The organism is Streptococcus himalayensis, from assembly GCF_001708305.1.
Taxonomy (GTDB): Bacteria; Bacillota; Bacilli; order Lactobacillales; family Streptococcaceae; genus Streptococcus; species Streptococcus himalayensis.
In genome coordinates this window covers 1,168,321-1,190,922 of record NZ_CP016953.1, presented here as the reverse complement: position 1 = coordinate 1,190,922, position 22,602 = coordinate 1,168,321, and the positions used below count along the sequence as shown (strand labels likewise).

Annotated in this window: 27 protein-coding genes; 3 read left to right on the top strand and 24 right to left on the bottom strand. The window is 41.5% G+C overall.

Annotation, left to right across the window (positions count from 1 at the left end):
• From BFM96_RS05625 to BFM96_RS05545, 17 genes are all read right to left on the bottom strand, one after another.
• Nucleotides 1-792 (bottom strand): YlmH family RNA-binding protein, encoded by a 792-nt coding sequence (locus BFM96_RS05625; RefSeq protein WP_068991450.1) that lies wholly within the window; start codon nt 790-792, stop codon nt 1-3.
• A gap of 4 nt (nt 793-796) precedes the next feature.
• Nucleotides 797-1,063 (bottom strand): YggT family protein, encoded by a 267-nt coding sequence (locus BFM96_RS05620; protein ID WP_308419382.1) that lies wholly within the window; start codon nt 1,061-1,063, stop codon nt 797-799.
• A 1-nt stretch (nt 1,064) separates the two neighbouring features.
• Nucleotides 1,065-1,652, bottom strand: a complete 588-nt coding sequence (locus BFM96_RS05615) for a cell division protein SepF (RefSeq protein ID WP_068991449.1) — start codon at nt 1,650-1,652, stop codon at nt 1,065-1,067.
• 10 nt (nt 1,653-1,662) lie between these two features.
• On the bottom strand, nt 1,663-2,334 hold the full coding sequence (locus BFM96_RS05610; protein ID WP_068991448.1) for a YggS family pyridoxal phosphate-dependent enzyme: 672 nt from the start codon (nt 2,332-2,334) through the stop codon (nt 1,663-1,665).
• Nucleotides 2,335-2,336: 2 nt separating this feature from the next.
• Nucleotides 2,337-3,596: a cell division protein FtsZ gene (ftsZ, locus tag BFM96_RS05605; RefSeq protein WP_068991447.1), complete on the bottom strand. Its 1,260-nt coding sequence runs from the start codon at nt 3,594-3,596 to the stop codon at nt 2,337-2,339.
• A gap of 16 nt (nt 3,597-3,612) precedes the next feature.
• Nucleotides 3,613-4,995: a cell division protein FtsA gene (ftsA, locus tag BFM96_RS05600; protein ID WP_068991446.1), complete on the bottom strand. Its 1,383-nt coding sequence runs from the start codon at nt 4,993-4,995 to the stop codon at nt 3,613-3,615.
• A 124-nt stretch (nt 4,996-5,119) separates the two neighbouring features.
• Complete coding sequence (locus BFM96_RS05595) at nt 5,120-6,379, bottom strand: cell division protein FtsQ/DivIB (protein ID WP_068991441.1); 1,260 nt, start codon at nt 6,377-6,379, stop codon at nt 5,120-5,122.
• Nucleotides 6,376-7,437, bottom strand: a complete 1,062-nt coding sequence (locus BFM96_RS05590; protein WP_068991438.1) for a UDP-N-acetylglucosamine--N-acetylmuramyl-(pentapeptide) pyrophosphoryl-undecaprenol N-acetylglucosamine transferase — start codon at nt 7,435-7,437, stop codon at nt 6,376-6,378. Before BFM96_RS05590 ends, BFM96_RS05595 begins: the two co-directional genes overlap by 4 nt.
• A 1-nt stretch (nt 7,438) precedes the next feature.
• Nucleotides 7,439-8,791 (bottom strand): UDP-N-acetylmuramoyl-L-alanine--D-glutamate ligase, encoded by a 1,353-nt coding sequence (gene murD, locus BFM96_RS05585; RefSeq protein ID WP_068991437.1) that lies wholly within the window; start codon nt 8,789-8,791, stop codon nt 7,439-7,441.
• Nucleotides 8,792-8,865: 74 nt separating this feature from the next.
• Nucleotides 8,866-9,150 carry a DUF3165 family protein gene (locus tag BFM96_RS05580; protein WP_068991434.1) on the bottom strand — a complete coding sequence of 95 codons (285 nt, stop codon included), beginning with the start codon at nt 9,148-9,150 and terminating at the stop codon, nt 8,866-8,868.
• Nucleotides 9,151-9,195: 45 nt separating this feature from the next.
• On the bottom strand, nt 9,196-11,037 hold the full coding sequence (gene typA / locus BFM96_RS05575) for a translational GTPase TypA (protein ID WP_068991431.1): 1,842 nt from the start codon (nt 11,035-11,037) through the stop codon (nt 9,196-9,198).
• A 298-nt stretch (nt 11,038-11,335) separates the two neighbouring features.
• Nucleotides 11,336-11,731, bottom strand: a complete 396-nt coding sequence (locus BFM96_RS05570; protein ID WP_068991426.1) for a hypothetical protein — start codon at nt 11,729-11,731, stop codon at nt 11,336-11,338.
• A 54-nt stretch (nt 11,732-11,785) separates the two neighbouring features.
• Nucleotides 11,786-12,181 carry a hypothetical protein gene (locus BFM96_RS05565; RefSeq protein ID WP_068991422.1) on the bottom strand — a complete coding sequence of 132 codons (396 nt, stop codon included), beginning with the start codon at nt 12,179-12,181 and terminating at the stop codon, nt 11,786-11,788.
• Between the two features lie 325 nt (nt 12,182-12,506).
• Nucleotides 12,507-12,653, bottom strand: coding sequence for a hypothetical protein (locus BFM96_RS11220; protein WP_188595303.1), 147 nt, complete (start codon nt 12,651-12,653; stop codon nt 12,507-12,509).
• Nucleotides 12,654-12,920: 267 nt separating this feature from the next.
• Nucleotides 12,921-13,394 carry a helix-turn-helix domain-containing protein gene (locus BFM96_RS05555; RefSeq protein WP_068991414.1) on the bottom strand — a complete coding sequence of 158 codons (474 nt, stop codon included), beginning with the start codon at nt 13,392-13,394 and terminating at the stop codon, nt 12,921-12,923.
• 319 nt (nt 13,395-13,713) lie between these two features.
• Nucleotides 13,714-14,091 carry a rhodanese-like domain-containing protein gene (locus BFM96_RS05550; protein ID WP_145939712.1) on the bottom strand — a complete coding sequence of 126 codons (378 nt, stop codon included), beginning with the start codon at nt 14,089-14,091 and terminating at the stop codon, nt 13,714-13,716.
• On the bottom strand, nt 14,088-14,312 hold the full coding sequence (locus BFM96_RS05545) for a YqgQ family protein (protein ID WP_068991411.1): 225 nt from the start codon (nt 14,310-14,312) through the stop codon (nt 14,088-14,090). The genes BFM96_RS05550 and BFM96_RS05545 overlap by 4 nt, the downstream gene beginning before the upstream one ends.
• A 208-nt stretch (nt 14,313-14,520) precedes the next feature.
• On the opposite strand from BFM96_RS05545, the gene BFM96_RS05540 reads away from it, so the two are divergent.
• Nucleotides 14,521-15,777, top strand: coding sequence for an ISL3 family transposase (locus BFM96_RS05540; protein WP_068991408.1), 1,257 nt, complete (start codon nt 14,521-14,523; stop codon nt 15,775-15,777).
• A gap of 52 nt (nt 15,778-15,829) precedes the next feature.
• Here BFM96_RS05540 and BFM96_RS05535 read toward each other — a convergent pair whose 3' ends face one another.
• A complete protein-coding gene (locus BFM96_RS05535; RefSeq protein ID WP_068991405.1) occupies nt 15,830-16,351 on the bottom strand; it encodes a Dps family protein in 522 nt (173 codons plus the stop codon).
• A 120-nt stretch (nt 16,352-16,471) separates the two neighbouring features.
• On the opposite strand from BFM96_RS05535, the gene BFM96_RS05530 reads away from it, so the two are divergent.
• Nucleotides 16,472-17,137, top strand: coding sequence for a prepilin peptidase (locus tag BFM96_RS05530; RefSeq protein WP_068991404.1), 666 nt, complete (start codon nt 16,472-16,474; stop codon nt 17,135-17,137).
• 480 nt (nt 17,138-17,617) lie between these two features.
• Nucleotides 17,618-18,700, top strand: a complete 1,083-nt coding sequence (locus BFM96_RS05525) for a M24 family metallopeptidase (protein ID WP_068991401.1) — start codon at nt 17,618-17,620, stop codon at nt 18,698-18,700.
• Nucleotides 18,701-19,030: 330 nt separating this feature from the next.
• On the opposite strand, the gene BFM96_RS05520 is transcribed toward BFM96_RS05525, so the two are convergent.
• The 6 genes from BFM96_RS05520 to BFM96_RS05495 all read right to left on the bottom strand — a co-directional run bounded on the left by BFM96_RS05520 (nt 19,031) and on the right by BFM96_RS05495 (nt 22,597).
• A complete protein-coding gene (locus tag BFM96_RS05520; protein WP_068991399.1) occupies nt 19,031-19,384 on the bottom strand; it encodes a nuclear transport factor 2 family protein in 354 nt (117 codons plus the stop codon).
• Between the two features lie 13 nt (nt 19,385-19,397).
• Complete coding sequence (locus BFM96_RS05515; RefSeq protein WP_068991397.1) at nt 19,398-20,039, bottom strand: nitroreductase; 642 nt, start codon at nt 20,037-20,039, stop codon at nt 19,398-19,400.
• Between the two features lie 8 nt (nt 20,040-20,047).
• On the bottom strand, nt 20,048-20,686 hold the full coding sequence (locus tag BFM96_RS05510) for an SDR family oxidoreductase (RefSeq protein WP_068991394.1): 639 nt from the start codon (nt 20,684-20,686) through the stop codon (nt 20,048-20,050).
• Nucleotides 20,687-20,775: 89 nt separating this feature from the next.
• Nucleotides 20,776-21,129: a MarR family winged helix-turn-helix transcriptional regulator gene (locus tag BFM96_RS05505; protein ID WP_068991390.1), complete on the bottom strand. Its 354-nt coding sequence runs from the start codon at nt 21,127-21,129 to the stop codon at nt 20,776-20,778.
• Between the two features lie 162 nt (nt 21,130-21,291).
• Entirely contained in the window at nt 21,292-22,197 is a 906-nt protein-coding gene (locus tag BFM96_RS05500; RefSeq protein ID WP_068991387.1) for an alpha/beta hydrolase, read from the bottom strand.
• Nucleotides 22,198-22,204: 7 nt separating this feature from the next.
• Nucleotides 22,205-22,597: a DUF1304 domain-containing protein gene (locus tag BFM96_RS05495; RefSeq protein WP_068991384.1), complete on the bottom strand. Its 393-nt coding sequence runs from the start codon at nt 22,595-22,597 to the stop codon at nt 22,205-22,207.
• Between the last annotated feature and the right edge of the window lie 5 nt (nt 22,598-22,602).

Here is a 22,602-nt window from a genome sequence, read left to right as displayed (position 1 = left end):
TTATTTACTGGACAATAATTCAATTCTTATTTTATGTTTTCCATTTTTGGAAAGACCTTGTTCACCAATTACTTTAAACCTGCCGTATCCCCTGACACTCATCAAGTCATTCTGACCAATCGATTTACTAGGATTATCCACTACTTCATAGTTGACTTTCACCTGCTTTTTCAAAATCAAATCAGCTGAAATAGCTCGAGATAGATGAAAAGCAGCCGCTACCAATTTATCCAAACGCAGACTAGACACTACTAATTCTTTTGTCGCTGTCTTCTCTTCACTTATCAAACGTTTGTCCCAAGAAACTTCTCTCAGTTGAACAGGTACCTTTGCAATTTTTCTAATTTCATCCCTGAAAAACTGTTGAAACTTTTCATCGACAAGCACTTGTGCTCTCTGATGACTGACTAGAATATCGCCAAAGACCTTCCGCTCAATTCCTAAACGATTGAGTAAAGTTCCTAGGATTTGACCATGTTTCAACTGATAAAACTTGCTTGGATAGACAATCTCCAATAAGGTAATCTCAAAATCTGATAGTAGCAATTCATAATAGCTTGGTGCAAGAATAACTCGAACACTTTCACTCGGCAGATAATCAGAACTCACATGAACGTGAAGGCCATGCGTTTTCCCAATAATGGTTACAATTTCTGCCTGATGGGGATTGATGAAAGGTGTCAAAACGTAAGTATAGGTATCCTCTACACGTTTGACCCATTCTAAACACTGATCAATAAAGCGACTATCCTCATTCGAAAAATGCTGAATGATATCTTTCTTATCTGCCATGCCATTATCCCAAGAGTTGAGCTAAATGAAACAACCAACTTGATAAAAAATCGCAGGCAATCAGCAAGACTAAAATGGTCCAATCAAACCCTCCAAACTGAAGAGGGAGCTTGCTTAACGGAAGAAGGATGGGACGAACTGTTTGGAGAATCATGCGTCCAAACCATGTTTGATAAGCGCTTGGAAAAAATGATAGCAGAGCATATACGACAAAGATAAATGAATAGACTCTCACCAAATAATAGGCAACAATAACTAGAAATCCCATCATTTTAACGTCGTTTCATATCAAAATCAAACTCGCCAGCCTGCAATTCCTCTGGCAATTTCAAGTCTTCAATATTGACCACTACATTGATTGGGGTTAAGAGATACATGGTGCTAGCTACTTTTTTCAGATTTCCCGCTAAAACATAGCGCGCGCCATCCAGATAATCCAAACAACGGCGAGCCTGAATTTCTGTCATATATTGGAAATCAATTAAAATACTCTCATTCGCAATCAGTAAGTCAACAATTTCTGTTGCTTCTTCATATTTTTTGGGATAGCGAACATCAATCGTGACCTTCTTTTCTTTCACACCATTGTGCGCAGCTAATTCTTGCTGACGAGCATGAAGGCGAGTAATATTTTCTGTTCCACTTGACTTCGGTTTTTCAGGAGAGGTCACCTTTGCAGGTTGAGCATTCGTTACTGGACGAGTCGGGTGTTTTTCTGGTGCCGGAGTCGGCTTAGGAACAGGGGCAACGGATGTTTGATTGACAGCCTGAGGTTGAGATTCTGGCATAGAAGTGACCACTTCTTCCCCATCCTCAGCAAAGTAATCAATAAATCTATCAAATTTATCTTTAAGGGACATATTCATCTTCCTATTCAAAAAATGCTGTTCCAATTCTGACAAAGGTGGAGCCTTTTCCAATCGCAATCGAATAATCACGGCTCATTCCCATGCTAAGGTCAGTAAAGGGCATATTTTTCAACTGTTTCTTTTGTAATCTTTTTTGTAAATCCTGAGTTTTTTGAAAAAGAACCTTTAATTCCTCAGGAGTGGCATCAATAGGAGCCATGGTCATCAGACCAACAATCTCAAGCTTTTCAAGTTTCGCAAGTTCAGCGATCACTTCCTCTATTTCTTCAGCAGAAAATCCATGTTTGGTTTCTTCCTGAGAAATATTCACCTGCAAAAAGCATTTGATGGAATGAGTGGCGCGTTTTTCAATTTCTTGAGCTAGCTTCAATGAATCCAAGGCATGGAAGTAATCAACATAGTTAATCACATCCTTCACCTTGCGACGTTGAAGCGTTCCAATTAAATGCCAGGTCAGCGGTTCCTCTTTCATGGCTTCATACTTTTCCAGAAATTTATCGACGCGGTTCTCACCAATATGGCGAACCCCAGTTTGAACAAGTGCTTGGGCAGTTTTCACATCCACATACTTGGTCACTGCGATTACTTGTACTTCTTCTGGACGTCGGTTAGCTGTCAAAGCAGCTTCTGCCACTTGATTGCTAATCCGATCTGCATTTTTTTGTAAATCCATGATTAACGATTTCTGAAAAATGGCGGTGTTTCTAATTCGTCATCATCCACCATCGTTGATTCATAGCGTTCGACAGAAGAACCTTTCGCTCCTTCTGTTTGGCGAACAATGTGATCCCGACGCAAGTCCCAATCGCCAAAGGCAGAAGTTTGAGGACTTTCTTGACGTTTCCGACTTGGTTGTGGCATTTCCATAGTTTCTGTCAAATCAAAATTACGGTCAAATGCATGGGTTTCACGACTTACAGCTTCTGACTGTGAACGGAATTCTTGCGATTGGCGCACACCACTCACTTTAGCAACCTTGTCCTCACGAACACCTGTCGCTACCACCGTCACACGAATCTCATCCTTCATGCTCTCGTCAATTGACGTTCCCAACCAAATATTAGCACCGTGACCAGCTGCCTGATTGACAATCTCAGACGCTTGTTCTGCCTCAATCAAGGTCATATCAAGACCACCTGTTACATTGACAATGACATCCTCTGCTCCATCAATCGTTGTTTCAAGAAGAGGTGAGAAGATAGCCTTTCGAGCTGCTTCCACGACGCGCTCTTCCCCAGAACCGATACCGATTCCCATGAGAGCATTGCCTTTGTTTTCCATCACTGTCTTTACATCCGCAAAGTCAAGGTTAATCAAACCAGGACTTGTAATCAAGTCTGTAATTCCTTGAACACCTTGGCGAAGAACATTGTCAGCCTCGCTCAAAGCCTCTAACAGCGGTGTCTTTTTATCAACAATTTCTAAAAGGTTATTGTTAGAGATAATCAACAAGGTATCCACATGCTCTCGAAGACCTTCAATTCCTTCAATCGCAAAGTTCCCACGCTTACTTCCTTCAAAACCAAATGGACGAGTCACCACAGCTACCGTTAAAGCTCCTAAGCCTTTTGCAATGCGAGCAATGACTGGAGCAGCTCCTGTTCCAGAGCCTCCCCCCATACCAGCTGTGATAAAGACCATGTCTGAGCCTGTGAGAGCTTCTGTAAGCACTTCTTCGCTTTCTTCAGCTGCCTTACGACCAACCTCAGGTTGACCTCCAGCACCTAGTCCACGGGTCAATTTTGGTCCAAGTTGAATTACTGTTTCTGCTTTTGAACTACTCAATGCTTGAACATCTGTATTTGCGGCGATAAACTCAACGCCAGCTACACCTTCATCAATCATTCGATTGATAGCGTTTCCGCCACCACCACCGACACCGATTACTTTAATAACCGCACCTTGAGCGGCAGCTGTGTCAAATGAAAATGTCATAATTTTTCCTTCTCCTTTAGTCAAACATATTGCCCAATAAATGACGGACACGATCTGTTAATTTTTCTTTTGGCTGTTCTGGTTCTGGCCCATTTTCTACCGGAATAGTGACTGTTTCCATATCTGCAATTGGTTGCATATTGTCCGGTTTTGGCTGCGTAAAGTTTGGCAATGGATTCACCCGTTGCTCGATTTGAACAGGGCGTGTAAACTCAATCGCCTTGTGTCTCAAACTTTCATCTCCATGAACCGCTGCTTGAGCCAAGATGTCTACTTCCGCCAAATTACCTGCATACTCTGATAAACTAATCACATGTGCGAAGGCAGGATTTCGAATTCCGATTTGATTTGGAACATATAATTTCACTGGAACTTGGAAGACTTCTTGTGCAAGCTCTACCACACCTGGAAGAAGTGCACCCCCACCGATAATCACAATCCCACCTGGGAATTCTAATAAATGTCTGCGATCCAAGTCTTGTTTGATTTGATCAAAAATATGACGAATCCGTGCAGAAATAATCTCTGCTAGATAGCGCTCTGTCACTTCAACAGGCTCTACCTCACCAATGACTTCTACTTGGAACGATTCTTCACTAGCAGCAGGAACATAGGCTTCACCATAATTGAATTTTAGACTTTCGGCTAATTTTTGAGAGGTACGAAGGACTTTAGAAATATCTTTTGTGACATAATCGCCGCCTTCTTGGTAGATGTTCGTATATTGCAATTCCTGTCCTCGAACTGAGGCAACCGTCGTTTGACCACCTCCCATATCGATGACTGTGGTCCCAAACTCACGCTCGCCCTCATTCAAAACAGAGCGTATCATCGCAAGAGGTGAAATGACAATATTTTCAACCTGAACACCTGCTCGCTCCACTGTTTTTCTCAAGTTATGAAGAATGGTTCTTGGACCTGTATAGAGGATCCCCCTCATTTCTAAGCGGATGCCCATCATCCCACGAGGATCACGAATGCCTTGAAAACCATCCACCACAAACTCTTCTGGAATAAAGGTAATCACTTCACGATCAGGAGTCATACTCTTGGTTAATGCAGATTTCACAACATTTTCCACATCTACATTTGTGATCTCTTTTGTCTCACTGGTAACTGGAATCATTCCTTGCGTCGGCTCTAGTTGCAAGAGATTTGCTGGCAGACCAACATTGACCATCTTAATCGAAATCCCTGCTTTTTCTTCTGCCTGCGCAATCGCACTTTTAATAGCACCTGCAGCCGCCTCAATATCTACAATAATCCCATCTTTTACACCAGCACTTTTTGCATTGCTGACACCAATAACATTTAATTCATTATTTACATGTTCTGCTACTAAGACTTTAATCGAGCTTGTTCCGATGTCCAATCCTGTAAAAAAGCCATCTCTAGCCATCACATCATTCCTCTCTATCTACCACGTTTCTGTCTTGTCTAACAACTATTTTCGCTAAGCATAGTTATTCAAAGTTTATTATAACACAAAAAGTGTGAAAATGGGTAGAATTTATATATTTCATTTAATTAACATCTTCCTGCGGTAGCGTTAGTTCTTCTTCTGTCGTTTCCAGCTCTTCTGTTTTTTCCGGAGGGGTTGTCAAATGGCTAAAAATACCGACTTCCATATCCACAGTGCTTGGTGGAAGTAAATTTCCTTGGATTTTGTTGTAATACACTAATTTTTTCGATAAATCCCCCAAGGGAACTAAGACCGTATTTCCATCCAGCATATTCACTGTTAGTAAATCTGGCGTTGCTCTACTAGGAGTATGCTGAACGGTACCCATATTCGCCACCACTGTCTCAGGCAATACTACTAGTTGTTGCACAAAAGAACGCAACATAGATTTGTCGGAAAAGTCTAGACGGATAAAAGATTCTGGCATTTTTGCCGCATCTACTGGAGTTGGCAATTCTTCTCCGCTTGAGAGGACTGGGTAATACTGCTCAGCAGAATAACTGTAGGCAACAATGGTGTTTTCCTTCACTTTGATTTTAAAGGTTATCGGAAATTGATAGGTTAGCTTGGTTTCTTTTATCCAAGGATTGCTTTTGGTAATCTTCTGAGCATGGTCTTTTTGCTGCAAAAAGGTCGTCACTGTATAATCTTGTGGATGAATGTTTGAAGCAGATAAAATATCCTTTGAGGATACCTCTTTATTTCCTGAAACCGTCACTTCTTTTAAGCTGGCATAGGGCGTTAAAAAATAAATAGAGAGGGCACACACAAGTATACTCATTAAGAAGATAGGAACCGCTCGAAGGATGTGTTTCTTGTCAACTGTGTTTCCTGCACGCGCTGCTTTTGCTTCTCGTCGAGCTTGTTTTTTTTCAGCTTTTAGTTGCTTTTTTAGCTCCTTTTCGCTCAGCTGTTCCGCTTCCTCTTCATCTTCTTCTGGGATATCCTCTTTTGAAAGGAGGGTTGGGACATCTTCCTCAGACGTCTCCTTTTCCTCGGTGTCTCTAGAATCTCCCTCACTTTCCTCCCCATCAGCTTCTTTTTTATCAGTAGCTTCTTCTTGACTAGCAGTCTCTTCTTTATCAGCATCAGCATCAGCTTCTTCTGCATCGGCTGCTACATCCTCTTCACCTTCTAAGCGAATTTTTTTTTGCTCCTCGGCTTCTTTTTCTTGCTCTGCCTGTTCACGAGCCTTTTTTTCAAGGTATTCCTGATTCAGTTTTTGCCACTCGGATAATTCTTCGACAGCTAGCTCTGGCTGGTCTGTCGATTTTTCCTGATGTCGCTTTTTTTCTTTTTGTTTCTTTCTTTTTTTCGTCATTCTTTCATATCTTTTCTAAGCAGGTGATAAAATTCATCCACTGATTTGATTTCTTGACTGGCTTGCATGGTAGTTTCATAATGACCCCTATTGGCTAAGAGATCTGCCACTGTCTCTTTCAAAGCAGAGAGGGTCAACTGATTTTCATCCAATGCTTGGGCATAGCCCTGTTTCACAAAATAATTAGCATTTTCAATCTGATCTCCACGACTAGCCTTTCGTCCTAACGGAACAATGATGTGAAGCTTAGTCATCGCCAATAATTCAAAAATCGTATTTGAACCACCCCGTGTGACCACAACATCTGCTAGATTCAGCAGGGGTTGATAGAGTTCAGAAGCATAGGCCACTCGATATAAATGAGGAGACAATTCTTCCAATTGCTCATCACCGGTCAAATTGATAATGTTATAATCAGAGAGCAATACATCCCGATGATTGGAAACAAAATCATTAAAGACCTTGGCACCCGCAGACCCTCCGACAAACAGCAAGGTCGGCAAGTCTTCTGAAAATTGAGCCGTGATTTCTTTTAGTGAAGCTGGCATTTGCTCTCTTCGGCTATCGATTTTGGTCACAGCACCGACATGTTCAACTTTGCGAAGGGAAGCTGGTTGCTCAAACGTCGCGTACATCTTGGTCGCAAACCTATAGGCAATTTTATTCGCAAGCCCCATGGACAAGTCCGATTCATGGATATAAACTGGAATGCCTAAAAGACGAGCCGCAATAACTGGCGGCACCGATACAAAACCTCCTTTTGAAAAGAGGGCTTGTGGGCGAATTTTCAAGAGAATGCCAAGGGACTGAATAATTCCCCAGCCAACTTTAAACATATCTAGCATGTTTTGCCAAGAAAAATAACGGCGCAATTTCCCCGTTGCAATCCCATGAAATTGAACAGGTAGACCAGATTTTTTAATTTCTTGGTATTCAATTCCTTTTTGATCCCCAATATAGTGAACTTCCCAGCCTTCTTCAATAAATTTCGGCAAAAGAAGGAGGTTGAGGGTCACATGCCCTACTGTACCTCCACCTGTAAATACAATTTTTTTCATCTTATCCCTTTAATTCCTCTATGGTAGCGAGGAATTCATCTCCACGCACTTCAAAATTCGCATACATGTCCCAACTAGCATTAGCAGGGCTCAGCAAGACAACATCGCCCTTTTCTGCCAAGTCAAAGGCTTTTTGGGTAGCGTCCCTGACATCCTCTGCCTCTACGTAGCCTACTTCAGCTTTTTGAGCAGCACGTTTGACACGTTCTTTTGACTCTCCTAAAATGACCATGGCTTTCAAGCCTCGAATATCTGGAACCAAGTCATCAAATTCATTGCCACGGTCCAAACCGCCAGCAATCAAAATCACACGGTCATTTTCAAAACCAGAAAGGGCTTTTTGAGTTGCTAAAATATTTGTAGATTTACTATCGTTGTAGAAGGTCACGCCTGCAACGTCTCCTGCATACTGCAGACGATGTTTGACACCACCAAAATTCATCAATACCTTTTGAATGACTTGGTTAGCAACCCCACGAATTTTAGCCACGGCAATTGTCGCAAGGGCATTTTCGATATTGTGGCTGCCCGGCACTCCAATGTCTGAAGCTGATAGAATTGCTTCTCCTTTGAAGTAGAGCAACCCATCTTCAAGATAGGCCCCACCAACCCTTTCTTTCGTTGAAAACAAGACCACTTGAGCCTTTGTTTTTTCTGCCAAGTCTTTTGCCAAGTCTTGGTTGGCATTGAGGATAAGAACATCATCTGCGGTCATATTCTTCTGGATATTCCACTTGGCTGCCACATATTCTTCAAAGGAACCATGATAGTCGATATGGGTGGGCATTAGATTGGTGATCACGGCTATCTGTGGACGAAAGGCGTCAATTCCCATCAGCTGAAAAGAAGATAATTCCATCACGAGAGTTTCAGTCGATTGAGCCGTTTGAGCCACTTGGCTAGCTGGAAATCCGATATTCCCCGATAAAAGACCTCCCAGACCTGCTTCTGTCAAGACCTGACCAATCATGGTTGTCGTTGTCGTTTTCCCATTGGACCCCGTAATCCCTACAATCGGAGCCTCAGAAATCAAATAGGCCAACTCAACTTCTGTCAAAACAGGAATTCCTTTTTCCAAAGCCCTTGTCACCATAGCATTGCTATAAGGAATCCCTGGATTTTTGACCATATAGGCAAAATCTTCGTCTAAGAGCTCGAGAGGATGTTCTCCTGTTACGACCTTAATCCCCTCTTCCAAAAGAGACTGGGCCGCTGGATTTTCTTCGAAAGGCTTTCCGTCATTCACTGTGACAATCGCTCCTAGCTTATGAAGGAGGCGCGCCGCAGACTCCCCAGATTTAGCAAGGCCTAAAACCAATACTTTTTTCGTCTTAAAGGTATCAATATCTTTCATCATGTTTCTCTTTCTTATTCTTCTTGTTCTATTTTACCATTTTTAAGAAAATAAAAAAGCCACAAAGGGCTTTTTTAGGGTCTTCTCTTCCTAATTTTTGGAAAGAAAGCCTGTTTTTTCTCTTTTTGAGGGAGCCTTGCCAAATCTCGCATGGCATAATAGGCCAGAGCCCCCATTGGAATACTGATAAAAAATTCTGCCGGTAGAAGAAAAATTTGAAAAATCGCAAGCACTAACAGAATCATCAAGGAAACCAAAAGGACAACTGCACTCACAACATTCAATGTCCCTTTGATACTCTTTGGAGTCGCAAACAGGTAAAACAAGAGAATTAAAATTCCGATGATTAAATAGACCATAGCAACTCCTTTCTACGATAGACTCTTTTTGAGTAGTGTTCAGATTTATTCAGCTGATTTTTTCTTTTTATTAGCTTTTTCACGCTCTGCCTTATTCAAGATTTGTTTGCGAAGACGAATAGATTCTGGGGTTACTTCCATGTACTCATCATCATTCAAGAACTCTAGGGATTCTTCCAAGGTCAAGATACGTGGTGTCTTGATAACAGCTGTCTGGTCCTTGGTCGCAGAACGAACGTTGGTCATTTGCTTAGCTTTCGTGATATTAACTGTCAAATCGTTCTCACGAGAGTTTTCCCCAATAATCATCCCTTCATACACTTCTGTTCCTGGATTGACAAAGATCGTTCCACGTTCTTCGATAGACATAATGGAGTAAGTCGTTGCTTTACCAGCGTCAATAGACACCAAAGCCCCACGGTGACGACCACCGATTTCCCCTGGAATAAGAGGAAGGTATTGGTCAAAGGTATGGTTCATAATTCCATAACCGCGTGTCATAGATAAGAATTCTGTTGAGTACCCAATCAAGCCACGAGCTGGTACAAGGAAGACCAAACGAGTTTGACCATTGCCAGTCGCAATCATATCTAACATCTCACCCTTGCGTTCAGACAGACTTTGGATGACTGAACCTTGGTATTCTTCTGGTGTATCAATTTGCACGCGCTCAAACGGCTCCATTTTGACACCATCGATTTCTTTAACGATAACTTCTGGGCGAGAAACTTGAAGCTCATAGCCTTCACGACGCATGGTTTCAATCAAGATTGATAGATGCAATTCTCCACGACCAGAAACAGTCCATTTATCTGGCGAGTCCGTCGGATCTACCCGAAGAGAAACGTCTGTTTGCAACTCTGCCAAAAGGCGTTCTTCGACCTTACGTGAGGTTACCCATTTTCCTTCGCGACCCGCAAATGGTGAGTTATTCACCAAGAAGGTCATTTGCAAGGTTGGCTCATCAATATGCAGGATTGGAAGTGGCTCAACAGCGTCTGTTGGTGTAATCGTCTCTCCAACAAAGATGTCTTCCATTCCAGAAACAGCAATCAAGTCTCCTGCCTTAGCTTCTTGGATTTCACGACGTTCCAAACCAAAGAAACCAAAGAGTTTTGTAACGCGGAAGTTTTTAGTCGTTCCGTCCAATTTTGAAAGGGTTACTTGGTCCCCTACCTTGACCGTTCCACGGAAGACACGACCAATCCCAATACGACCCACGAAGTCATTGTAGTCCAATAAAGAAACTTGGAATTGGAAGGGCTCATCTGAATTATCCACAGGTGCTGGGATGTGGTCAATAATCGTATCAAAAATCGGTGCCATGGTCGATTCTTGGTCTGCCGGATTGTCTGATAGCGAAGACGTTCCGTTAATCGCTGACGCATAAACCACTGGGAAATCCAATTGGTCATCATCGGCACCTAGCTCGATAAACAATTCTAAGACCTCATCAACAACCTCTGCTGGTCGTGCAGATGGCTTGTCAATTTTATTCACCACTACGATAGGCACAAGGTCTTGTTCCAAGGCTTTTTTCAATACGAAACGGGTCTGTGGCATCGTTCCTTCATAGGCATCTACGACAAGGACAACCCCGTCCACCATTTTCATAATCCGCTCTACTTCACCACCGAAGTCCGCGTGCCCTGGGGTATCCATAATATTGATCCGAGTACCATTATAGGCAACAGCTGTATTTTTGGCTAAGATGGTAATCCCACGTTCTTTTTCAAGATCGTTCGAGTCCATAGCCCGCTCTTGCAATTCTTTACGCTCATCAAGGGTTTGAGATTGCTTGAGCAACTCATCTACCAAGGTCGTCTTCCCGTGGTCAACGTGGGCAATAATAGCGATATTGCGAATATCTTCTCTTAATTTTGTCATGATTTCCTCTATATCTTTTTCAAATTTTATTCTAACTGAACAATTATAGCACAGTTTCTAGTAAAATTCATCAAGAAAGTAGTTGTAAATGTTTTCAGGAAAAAAGACTGGACGCAAATCCAGCCTTTCGTATCAAAGAGGGTAAAATCAGCTTGATATAAGTCGGTGCTTGGGTGTTCACTTTTCAACGCCAAAGCTCATCACATAACCATTCGAATGCTGTTCTCTGCAGTCAGAAAAGTTAAGGGGGACCGATCCCAAAAACCAGAAAAGGAAATTTCTTTTCAAGTTGCTTGACCTACTTGCGTCCTGCTCGAATCGCTGCTTTTACTTCGCCCACCGTTGCTGCTTTCGGAGAGCTTAAATCTTGCTCTTCAATCGTTCCGTCAGGATTAATGATTGGACCAAGCGCCGTATCCTCAGGAGAGGTTTGCCATTTCCCTGTAAAACCTCCAGTATCATCCGCTAAAATTCGCTGGTCATCTGGCATCCCTTGAAAGAGCTCTTCGAGTTTGTCATCATCCGCATCTTTCCATTCCTTCGCGAGAATACGGACTGTATAATTTTCCTCAGATACTTGTTGGACATCCTCATCCTTCAAGTTCTCTACCTGAGCATTCTTACCCCAGTAAATACCTGTCAAGCCTATGACTGAAAGACCTAGTATCACCGCTATTTTCTTTTTGTAGTTCATACCACTACCTCCTGTTATTTGTTCTTTCACCTATTAGACGAATAAAGGTTTAACCTACTTACGTCCTGCTCGAATCGCTGCTTTTACTTCGCCCACCGTTGCTGCTTTCGGAGAGCTTAAATCTTGCTCTTCAATCGTTCCGTCAGGATTAATGATTGGACCAAGCGCCGTATCCTCAGGAGAGGTTTGCCATTTCCCTGTAAAACCACCAGTATCATCCGCTAAAATCCGCTGGTCATCTGGCATCCCCTGAAAGAGCTCTTCGAGTTTGTTGTCATCCGCATCTTTCCACTCCTTCGCGAGAATACGGACCGTATAATTTTCCTGAGATACTTGTTGGACATCCTCATCCTTCAAGTTCTCTACCTGAGCATTCTTACCCCAGTAAATACCTGTCAAACCTATGACTGAAAGACCTAGTATCACCGCTATTTTCTTTTTGTAGTTCATACCACCACCTCCTGTTATTTGTTCTTTCATCTATTAGACGAATAAAGGACGGAAGTAGTTACATCTACTTGAACGATTTACAATAGACTTAGCCACTCCGGAATAGAGTTAACATTTTCGTCTAATATCTTAAAATTTCCGTCTTCATCAACGTAAACTAAACTAGGTACACCCTGTAACCCGTCATTCTCAACAAGCTTTTTAAGTCAGGGTCAGTCTCATAACCCTCTGTGTTAATATAGTAAACATTATAATCTACCTTTGTCGCTATCCAATGCCGATATAAATTCCCTACAAAATGGACAACTAGGTCTGCTGAATAAAACTAAGGATTTTTTTCAAATTGATCCGCAAGTATTTCATTTGCATGAATCTCTTGAAAACGAGCAATAGAAGTGTTATATTTTCGTAATTCTTCCTCTTCCTTTTGCCCAATGCTCAACTCCGTTTGTTCAGATTGACTGTCTTTCACAGCTTTCTCACCTACCTTAGCGTAAGCCAATAGCCCTATGGATACAGACAAAATAACTAGACTGGAAAAATAACTTTTTAATCATGATTCTTTTCCTTTATAAACAAGGAAAATTTCACTTGAAGTAACATGCAATAGATATAAAAGGCAACTAAAAAAATATGTTTCTCATAAAAATGACTATCAATAAAGAGATACAAACTTATCAAAAAACTATAAAAAAATCCATTTCTATAGAAATACTTGTTCAATTTCATGATTCAACTCCTAAAAAGACATTGTAAAGCAGCAGGCCCAACTGTTCCCACAACCTGTTGCCAAGTAATCGTATTTTCCAATGTAAACATAGAGAAACCTGCTCCAAATATGGCTGTTAAACAATTCTTCTCGCATGCTGTCAAAGGGCGTGACGAGGTAACATTCATAGATTTTCTCTAAATAGCTATCTTTTAACTGAAGATACTTTTCGTCCCCAAAGCCTGCCATCCGCAGTACTCGATATTTAAGGTTCAGATAGTCTTGTGGGAGCTCCTGATAGTCCTCCATCAGCAAGTAGCTGGAAACCTTTAGTTGCTCTGCTAAATAGCGGATTTTCGTAAGAGTAGGCTTTGACTGACCTCTTTCGAGACGTGTAAGCTGACGGATAGACAGCTCCTTTTCATCTCCACAGATATCCCTTTTGGTCATCCCTTTCTTCCAACGCAGTTCTCGAATAATCTGTCCAAATGTTTTCTTATTCATCGAAAGTCTCCTAAGCACTTTCTTTTAGTATATCATATTTCCATATTTTTGTATATCTATTAGAGGACTGTCAGAAAACGAGACGTAATACCCAATGAAAATCAAAATTAGCCTCTTGATATTTTTTAGATGGTTTGGATGTAAACTACCTGTGTTCTATGATTATTCATATTATTTACTGGAAAAGTATCCTGTTTAACTCATTTAGTTCTCTACATTTCAAACCTAAAATAAATATGTCTAGATGGAAAAGCTATTTTTGAAATTAAATGAGTATAAAAAAACTAGAACAAGCGTCCTAGTCTTGGCAGTTACATGTCTAGCCTTTTTTCACTTTCCCATCCCAGCTGTCTAAGCCATAAGAAAGGATATAAATTTCTTGGTAACCAGCCTTTTTCAAAGCAAGGGCTGCATTCATAACGCGTTGGCCACGGCTATTTTCATACAAAAGGACTGGTCTATCCTTGCGTAGTGCACTCATGCTCAATTTAAGCTGAGAAGAGGGAATATTGCGAGCTCCTAAAATGTGTTTGGCCTGAAACTCTGCTGCATCTCGAACATCCACCAACTGCCCTGTCCGAATAAGACTTGCAAATGTTTCATTCCCCACAATCTGAGCAGCTTTTCTCACTCGAAAATAGTTCAAAGTCATCCAACCAGCAATACCTAACAGTATCAACCAAAAAATCCACATCATGTCTGTTTAACTCCTTTTTTCTCCTCATACTCCAACTCTAGGCGGTGCTCTCTGCGTAAGACCAATTCGGCTTCGATATAGGTCAGCTTGTCTATCAATCCCACATCATAGATCCGTTCCAACTCAATCTTCATCATTTCAATATCATACAGGCGTTTGCCCATATAAATAATCAAGCCAAATCCCTTTAGAAATTGTTGCACATCGTAGAGTGTTTTCATGGGTCTTATTCTACCAGATTTTGCCTTGGATTTCAAGAGAGGGGAAGGAAAGAAAAAGGCCGAGTTTGACGCTCAGCCTTTTTAGGCTCTATAATATCTGTAGTGGGTAAATCCACTGTGGAGATTATGGAGCCTTTTTCAGTGTAGAAAAAAAGTCCCATATGACCTATAATGAAAAGCGACACAACTATCATTTAGAAAGACTCATATGGAACAACTAAATCTTATCACAAATTTTCTCAAAATGAAAGACAAAAATATCACGATCACTAATGAATGCGACATGGGAACACACTTAGAACTCCACGGTCACTTGGATTACACAGCCCCTAAATGCCCTTCCTGCAAGGGACAAATGGCTAAGTACGACTTCCAGAAAGCCTCTAAAATCCCCTACTTAGAAACTGCTGGCTACCCGCTACTTATCCGCCTTCGAAAGCGTCGTTTCAAGTGCAAGGAATGTGGGAAAATGGCGGTCGCTGAAACTCCTATTGTTAAGAAGAACCATCAAATCTCTGTCGCTGTCAACCAGAAAATCACACAATTACTCATCGAAAATCAAGCAATGACACATATCGCACACAGACTTTCCATTTCAACATCTACAGTTATTCGAAAACTCAATGAGTTTAAGTTTGAAACGGATTGGGATAAGCTTCCAGAAGTCATGTCCTGGGATGAGTATGCCTTCAAGAAAGGGAAAATGAGCTTTATCGCTCAAGATTTTGACACAAATAACATCATCGCTATCCTTGATGGAAGAACGCAAGCTACCATCCGAAATCACTTCCTACGATACCCTAGACAGGTCAGAAACCGCGTTAAATTCATCACTATGGACATGTTTAGCCCTTACTATCAACTAGCCAAACAACTTTTTCCTCATGCTAAAATCGTGCTTGATCGTTTCCACGTTGTGCAACATCTCAGCCGTGCTATGAACCGTGTCCGTACCCAAATCATGAATGCTTTTGACCGCAAATCGCATGAATACAAGACGCTCAAACGCTACTGGAAACTGGTACAACAAGATAGCCGTAAACTCAGTGACAAGCGGTTCTATCGCCCTACTTTTCGCATGCACTTAACCAACCAGGAGATTGTCGCTAAACTGCTCGGCTATTCTCAAGAACTGAGAGAACACTACGAGCTCTATCAACTACTGCTTTTTCACTTCCAGGAGAAGCAAGCTGACCAGTTTTTTGGACTTATCCAAGACGCTAGGCAGACTGTCAACCCGATTTTCCAGACCGTATTTAATACCTTTTTGAAGGACAAGGATAAGATTCTCAACGCCATGGAATTGCCTTACTCAAATGCCAAACTTGAGGCGACGAATAATCTCATCAAAGTCATCAAGCGTAATGCCTTTGGATTTCGGAACTTTGAAAACTTCAAAAAGCGGATTTTGATTGCCATCAACATCAAAAAAGAGAAGACCAATTTGGTCCTCTCTAGGTGTTAGCTTTTCATCTACCCACTACAGTTGACAAAGAGCCCCTTTTTACAGCAAACGATTACAAGCCTGGTGCTTGTCCCAATTCAGCTGCAATCATCCAGATATGTTTGTCCAATTCAGCTTTGGCATCACTAAAGATTCCATTGGTCACATCGTCTCCCTCTGCATCAGTCGCATCCAAGCCTTCTTGGAATAGACCGACAAGATAGCGGAAGATAGAAAGAACGCGGGTCAAATTTTCTTCCATCGTGTGCTCAAAACTTCCCACTTCTTCTTCAATCTTGCTATGTTGAATAAATTCTGTCAAAGTTGAGTAAGGTGCTCCACCAAGCGTAATCAAACGTTCGCTGATTTCATCCAAATGTTCATTCAAGGAGTCCATGTACTCATCCATTTTGGGATGCCATACAAGGAAACCACGTCCGCGCATATACCAGTGAACTTGGTGAAGGGCGATGCGCGCTGTATAAAGATCTGCCACCGCTTGATTCAAAACAGCCTTAGTTTGCGGTAATTTTTCAGCTGCTGCTTTTGAAAAAGTTGCTACATCTGCTACTGGTCTTTGTTTAGTTGTTTTCATGTGAATACCTCTTTTCTTTTTGTATCTTAATTATAATCTTTCTAAATAAGAAAATCAAGCGTTTCTTCTTAAATGAGAAAAGTTGCAATTTTTCAGAATTCTTTTTACGAATAAAGAAGTATGATTCATATTTATTTCTTTCTGGTTGGCAGTATCTTTGCCTCTTTTCTAGGAGTGGTCGTTGATCGCTTTCCTGAACAATCCATTTGCTATCCTGCAAGCCACTGTGACAGCTGTCATAAACGCCTAGAAGCACGGGATTTAGTCCCCATTTTTTCTCAACTAATCAATCGCTTTTCCTGCCGTTTTTGTGGACAGACAATTCCAAAATGGTATGCTGGCTTTGAATTTTTAAGTGGTCTACTTTTTCTAGCTGCCTCCTACCAACTTTTATCCATTTCTGAAGTCAGCCTCATCCTAATGAGTTTGACCCTCAGTATCTACGATAGCAGGCACCAGGAATATCCTTTACTAGTTTGGCTTTTCTTTCAAATTCCTCTATTTGTAACCAACTCTCCCAATCTCTGCACAGGTTTGTTTTTAGCCGTCGCTCTAGTTTCTTTTTTTGTCCCAATAGGCATTGGGAGCGGGGATTTTCTCTTTTTAGCTTCTGCAACAGCTATTTTCTCCTTAACAGAGATTCTCTTGGTGCTACAAATTGCCTGTTTACTAGGGATTGCCAGCTTTATCATTCAAAAAAAGAAGGGCAGGCTCGCCTTTGTCCCCTACCTTTCAATCGGTGTCTTTGTCCTTCTCTTCATCCGGCATGTATGGCTACTGGGGTGAAAGTGGCTTCCTACATACTGTCAAGTAAATATCTCTATCTACACCATTTACTGTTGAACACTAATTTGGAAAAGGAGTTAAACCGGCAAAATAGGAAACAATAGGATGTGTGTACACTCCTTCAAAAAACAGTAAGCTCTCTATCCGTAACGGACGTACATGCTCTCGATTATCCAAGATTTTTTAAGAGGAGCATATTTATTGTCCTCATCTGTATTCATCATAGGAACGTGTAATTCATAAAAATCTCTCCCGTCTCTGTTGACGTTGACTGACAAGGAGGAGCTTTCGCTGTACTTCCTTTTCTAGTGAACGATGGAAGGTCGCATTTTTTCCAAATTCCGTGCGTTCTTTCACCCTATTGTTCATGATTTTCTTTTCGCCTTCCTTTTTCCTGTATTTTATCTTCTTTTTTTGAAAAAATCCTTGATTTTTCGGCTATTTTCTGCCAAAATGAAAGGGTAGAAAGAAGGTACTTTTATGACTAAAATCAATGATATACTGACACAGTTACGCAGTACTGAATTAGACATGGCTGTCTTTTCAGATCCTGTTTCGATTTACTATCTGACTGGTTTTTACAGCGATCCGCATGAACGCCAGATGTTCCTCTTTATCAGCGAAGAAAGCACACCGCTCCTCTTTGTGCCAGCTTTGGATGCTGAACGCGCTCGTCAATCAGTTGCCTTTCCAGTTGTAGGCTATGTGGATTCTGAAAATCCTTGGGAAAAAATCAAAGCTGCTTTACCAGCCAAAAACTACAAGCACGTTGGACTTGAGTTTGACAATCTGATTCTGACCAAATATCAGGGCTTAAAAACTGTCTTTGAGCAAGCAACATTTGACAATCTTACTCCGATCATCAACCGCATGCGTTTAATCAAATCAGCAGATGAAATCCAAAAGATGATGATTGCAGGAAAATGGGCTGACAAGGCCGTTCAATTAGGTTTTGAGGCCATTTCACTCGCTCAAACAGAAACAGATATTATCGCTGAAATTGAATTTGCAATGAAACGCGAAGGAGTTGAAATGAGCTTTGAAACCATGGTCTTAACAGGTAACAATGCTGCGAATCCTCATGGTATCCCCGGCCCTCACAAGGTAGAAAATAACGCCCTCCTCCTCTTTGACCTAGGGATTATGGCAAATGGCTATGCAAGCGATATGACCAGAACCGTTGCCGTTGGCCAACCGGATCAGTTCAAAAAAGACATTTACGCTCTCACGCTTGAAGCCCAACAAGCAGCACTCGACTTTATCAAACCGGGTGTAACAGCCCATGAAGTAGACCGTGCAGCTCGTGAAGTAATTGAAAAAGCTGGCTACGGTGAGTATTTTAACCACCGCTTGGGACACGGAATCGGGATGGATGTCCACGAATTCCCGTCGATTATGGAAGGAAATGATCTCGTCCTCGAAGAAGGCATGTGCTTCTCTGTTGAACCAGGTATCTATATCCCTGGAAAAGTCGGCGTCCGCATTGAGGACTGTGGTGTCGTGACCGGAAACGGCTTTGAAGTCTTTACTGATACCAGCAAGGAACTCCTGTATTTTGACTAATACTCGTCAAAAATCAGCTTCTCCCATCCTTACCTTGCTGAACTGTTGAAAAAAGGAACTACTTGGGAGCGAGATAAAAATCCAATTCTAAATACAAAAAGCGAACAAAGCTCGTTTTCTGACCTTCAGAATGCTAGCTTGTTCGTTTTTTATGCCTAATATGTGATGATAAAGAATGTCAAAAATCAACATCTTTCTCTCCTAACCTCGCTACTTACAGTTTCGTTGCCTAGTTAAATGTTTATAGACTATCAGCAAGAAAACTAGTAAAAAGGAGCTTGTTGTTAATTTTTATATAAGCATCTGTATAATTTCTAAAAACTCTTTTGATTATTTGCTGTGATAGATTTTGGAAACAATCTTCCATTCATCTCCTATCTTAATAACGTTCATAAAATCTGTCCAATGAATTCCATCACTTTCAGAAATCAATTCAATTTTCACGCTGGCTGTATTGCTCGTTTCAGCTAAAATCGTTGCCTCTGTCACCATATTCGGGATTGGAGACATTTGTTCAATCCCTGTAAACAGATGGTCGATACTTCCTTCAGCTACTAGATTTTCTGCCTCATCAAATCCATACATCGTTGCTTCGCTATGAAAAGATGGTCTCATCATCTCAGCATCTGCCTCACGCACACCATTCATATAACGTTTCATTTGGTTTAAAATATCTTGATTCATGTTTCTCTCTTTTCTATTTTTTTATGTGTAATATACTGTCAAGCTCTACTCGTGAGCTAACATATTGATTCAAAGGATGGTCATCTTTGTAGCCTAACGCAATCCCAATGGCTATATTTTCCTCATCTGGAATCCCCATTTCTTGTTTGATAAGACTAGGAAAACGAATGAGTTCATAGGCCACAATCGAGTCAATTCCCTTGTTCTGCGCTGACAACATCAATGTTTGAGCGAAGGCTCCTAAATCAAAAGCAGAATAGATAGGAGTGGTCTTAGGAATAGTCAGATAGACATAGACCGGTGCATGAAACTGGAATGCCTGAAGTGGAGAAAAGCTCTCTCCTCCTTTTGCAGTGGTCACTTCCGCTAGCCAATCTGCCATATTTTCTTGTGTTCGACTGTCCCAATTCACTCGACTAAGCGTCGGCCAATCTGTCTGCTCAGATAAGCCCATTTGAGGGGACAAGAGATGACTATTCTTGAGTTTTTCCAATGTTTTTCCTTTGGCGATATACACTTTCCAAGGTTGACTATTGACCCAAGAAGGAGCTCGTTGCGCCTCTCGGATGATTTCGCGTAGCTGTTCATCTGCCACTTCTTTCTTTGAGAAAGAACGAATGCTCGTCCTCTTTCTCACAACTTCTGAAAATTCCACACTTCCTCCTATAGGTTCTCCAAAGCTTCTCGGATTGGAGTTTCTCCATCACTCATTTGAATAATTTTACCAACTGTATTTGGGAATGCTAAGACTTCTGCCAGCACCTGTGCCACATTTGGAATACTATTTGGTTGAGAATGAGAGACCCCAACAGCTATTTTCCCCGAACCGGATGTTGCTTCAACCAAATTCCCAGGCTGAACAATAGTATAGTCTAATCTCGTCTGATTCATCAACCACTGGTCTGAGAAAAACTTAGCAATATTGTAATCGGTAATCTTGGCCAAATGAGGATCCAACCATTTTTCAGGTTCGGTTGCAAAGATTGAGCTGAGCATGATAAAACGGGAAACACCTGTCATTTCGGCCGCTTGCATCAGTTTAACTGCTCCAAAAGCATCCGTTTGTAATAAATCTTTTCCACGAGAACCAGCTGTAAAATAAACAACATCACTCCCCTGAATGATAGAAGCTAGTTCCTCTGGAGTACTATGTAAATCCATTTCAACAGGCTCAACACCTACCAGCTGAATGACCTTATCCGTTTTTCTTGCACCAGCACGAACTGTGTGCCCTCTTTCAATCAATTGCTTTATCAACTGCTCTGCAACTCGCCCAGTTGCTCCTGCTACAAATACGCGCATTGTTTCTCCTTTTCAATTCATTGTTTGTGCACGCAATTAAATGGGTGTTTATAAAACCACTAGCCCATCTAGCGGTTTACAGCATACTTCTACAAATCTTGATGAGCTAAAAGTTCGTGTACTTTCAGCTCCCCCTCTTCCAAAAACTGTTTCCCTTCGGCGGTTAGGACGATATAGAGGGCACGATTGTCCTCCTCGCAAATCTCTCGGCGGACAAAACCTGTCTCTGCTTCCATCTTGGTTGCTAAGCGAGAAGTTGCACTAGTACTGAGCCCCAGCTTCTGACTCAACTCTGTGACCCGTAATTCAAGATTCGGTTGGTCTTTTAAAATATAACAAACCGTATACGTATTCAGGTTCACCCCTTGTTTCAGAAAAAAGTTCTCCAACTTCATTTTTATTTGTTCATGCTTTTGATGCATCGCTAACCATTCTTCAAACATTTGATTCTCCTTTAGTTACTTGCGCACGCAATTATTCTATCGTATTTTTTATCATCTGTCAAGTTTTTTAGCGTTAAATCATCTCCCCTTTATTCCTTCAAGTGTCATCAAGGATAAGCTTTTTATAGCACAAGAGGTCGGAATAACTCCCAACCTCAAATTCTATTTTACATTTGGATTTTGCTGGACGAGTGCCTGATAGCCTGCGACGCCTAAGACCTCTCTTGATGCTGCGTGGGCTGCACCCTCAACCAACTTGACTGTGTCTAGAGTTGGATTTTTCTCCGCCAATTGCTGACTATTTTCAGGTAAAATAAATCGATCATCTGCACCATGGATAAAGGTGATGGGAATGCTCTGATTGTTTGCAACTGCATCAATGGCACTGGTTTCTTTCATATCGACACCGTAAATATGTTTGGTCATCCAACTAACTCCCGGCATTAGAAAACTGATGTGATTGGCCTGATAACCAGCCGCAATTAAGTCATACAGATTGGTAAAACCACAATCTGCTACGACAAATTGAACCTTGGGTTGGTATTGTAAGGCGTTTAGCGAAATGGAGCTGCCCATTGACTCCCCCTGAAGTCCTAGGTAACTATCAGAACCATAGCGTTGGTAACTATCTTCAATCAAGTACAGAAGGTCTTTTGACTCGACATTACCCAATGTCACTGTGGCTGGAGCGTTTTTCCCATGGCCACGAACATCATAGATAATGCAGTGATAGCCCAAATTACGATAGACTTCCACATACTTGACGGCCCCATTTCGATTGGAACGAAAGCCGTGGGTGATAATCACATACTTTTTACTATTAGGATCCGCTGCCTTGACCAAGGTCGCATGCAAGGGATAATCATCCACCCCCTTGACGGTGTACTCTTCTACCTCATACTGGTCAAAATCATTCCACAGGCCATGCTCTTTTTCCCATGCTTCTTCCTCAGCTAAGGTCATCGGAGTAGGTCTTACAATACTTTTCGCAAAGTAAAAGGAAGCCCCCACATAGGCTAGCACGAGCATGAAAACACCCCCTAGACCAATAACTTTCCACCACTTCATTGATGTCTCAATCCTTCCTATTTTTTGCAATATCATAGACCAGACTAAGTGTTGCTAAGAGAGGGACACTTCCTTGTTTGAAGAAAATACTGATATCGCTAGTCCAGCCACCATAAAGCGCCACAACTAAAATATAAATCAGCGTTACAAATAGCAGTTCAACCTTATTTTTACTAAAAACCAGGGTGTAAACAAGTACGACAGCAATCATCAGATTGTAGACACCCTGATTTTGAAAGAGTAATTGAACCGTATCCGTCTTTAGCACCTCAATAGGAATGGCAAAGACGCGCGAAGCAGTCTCTGAAGCAGTCATCATGGTCTCCAGATAAAAAATATAGAGAAATTCTAAGACAACCAGACTACTGAAAAAGCGTGTGAGGTTTCCGATTTTTTTCATTTGTA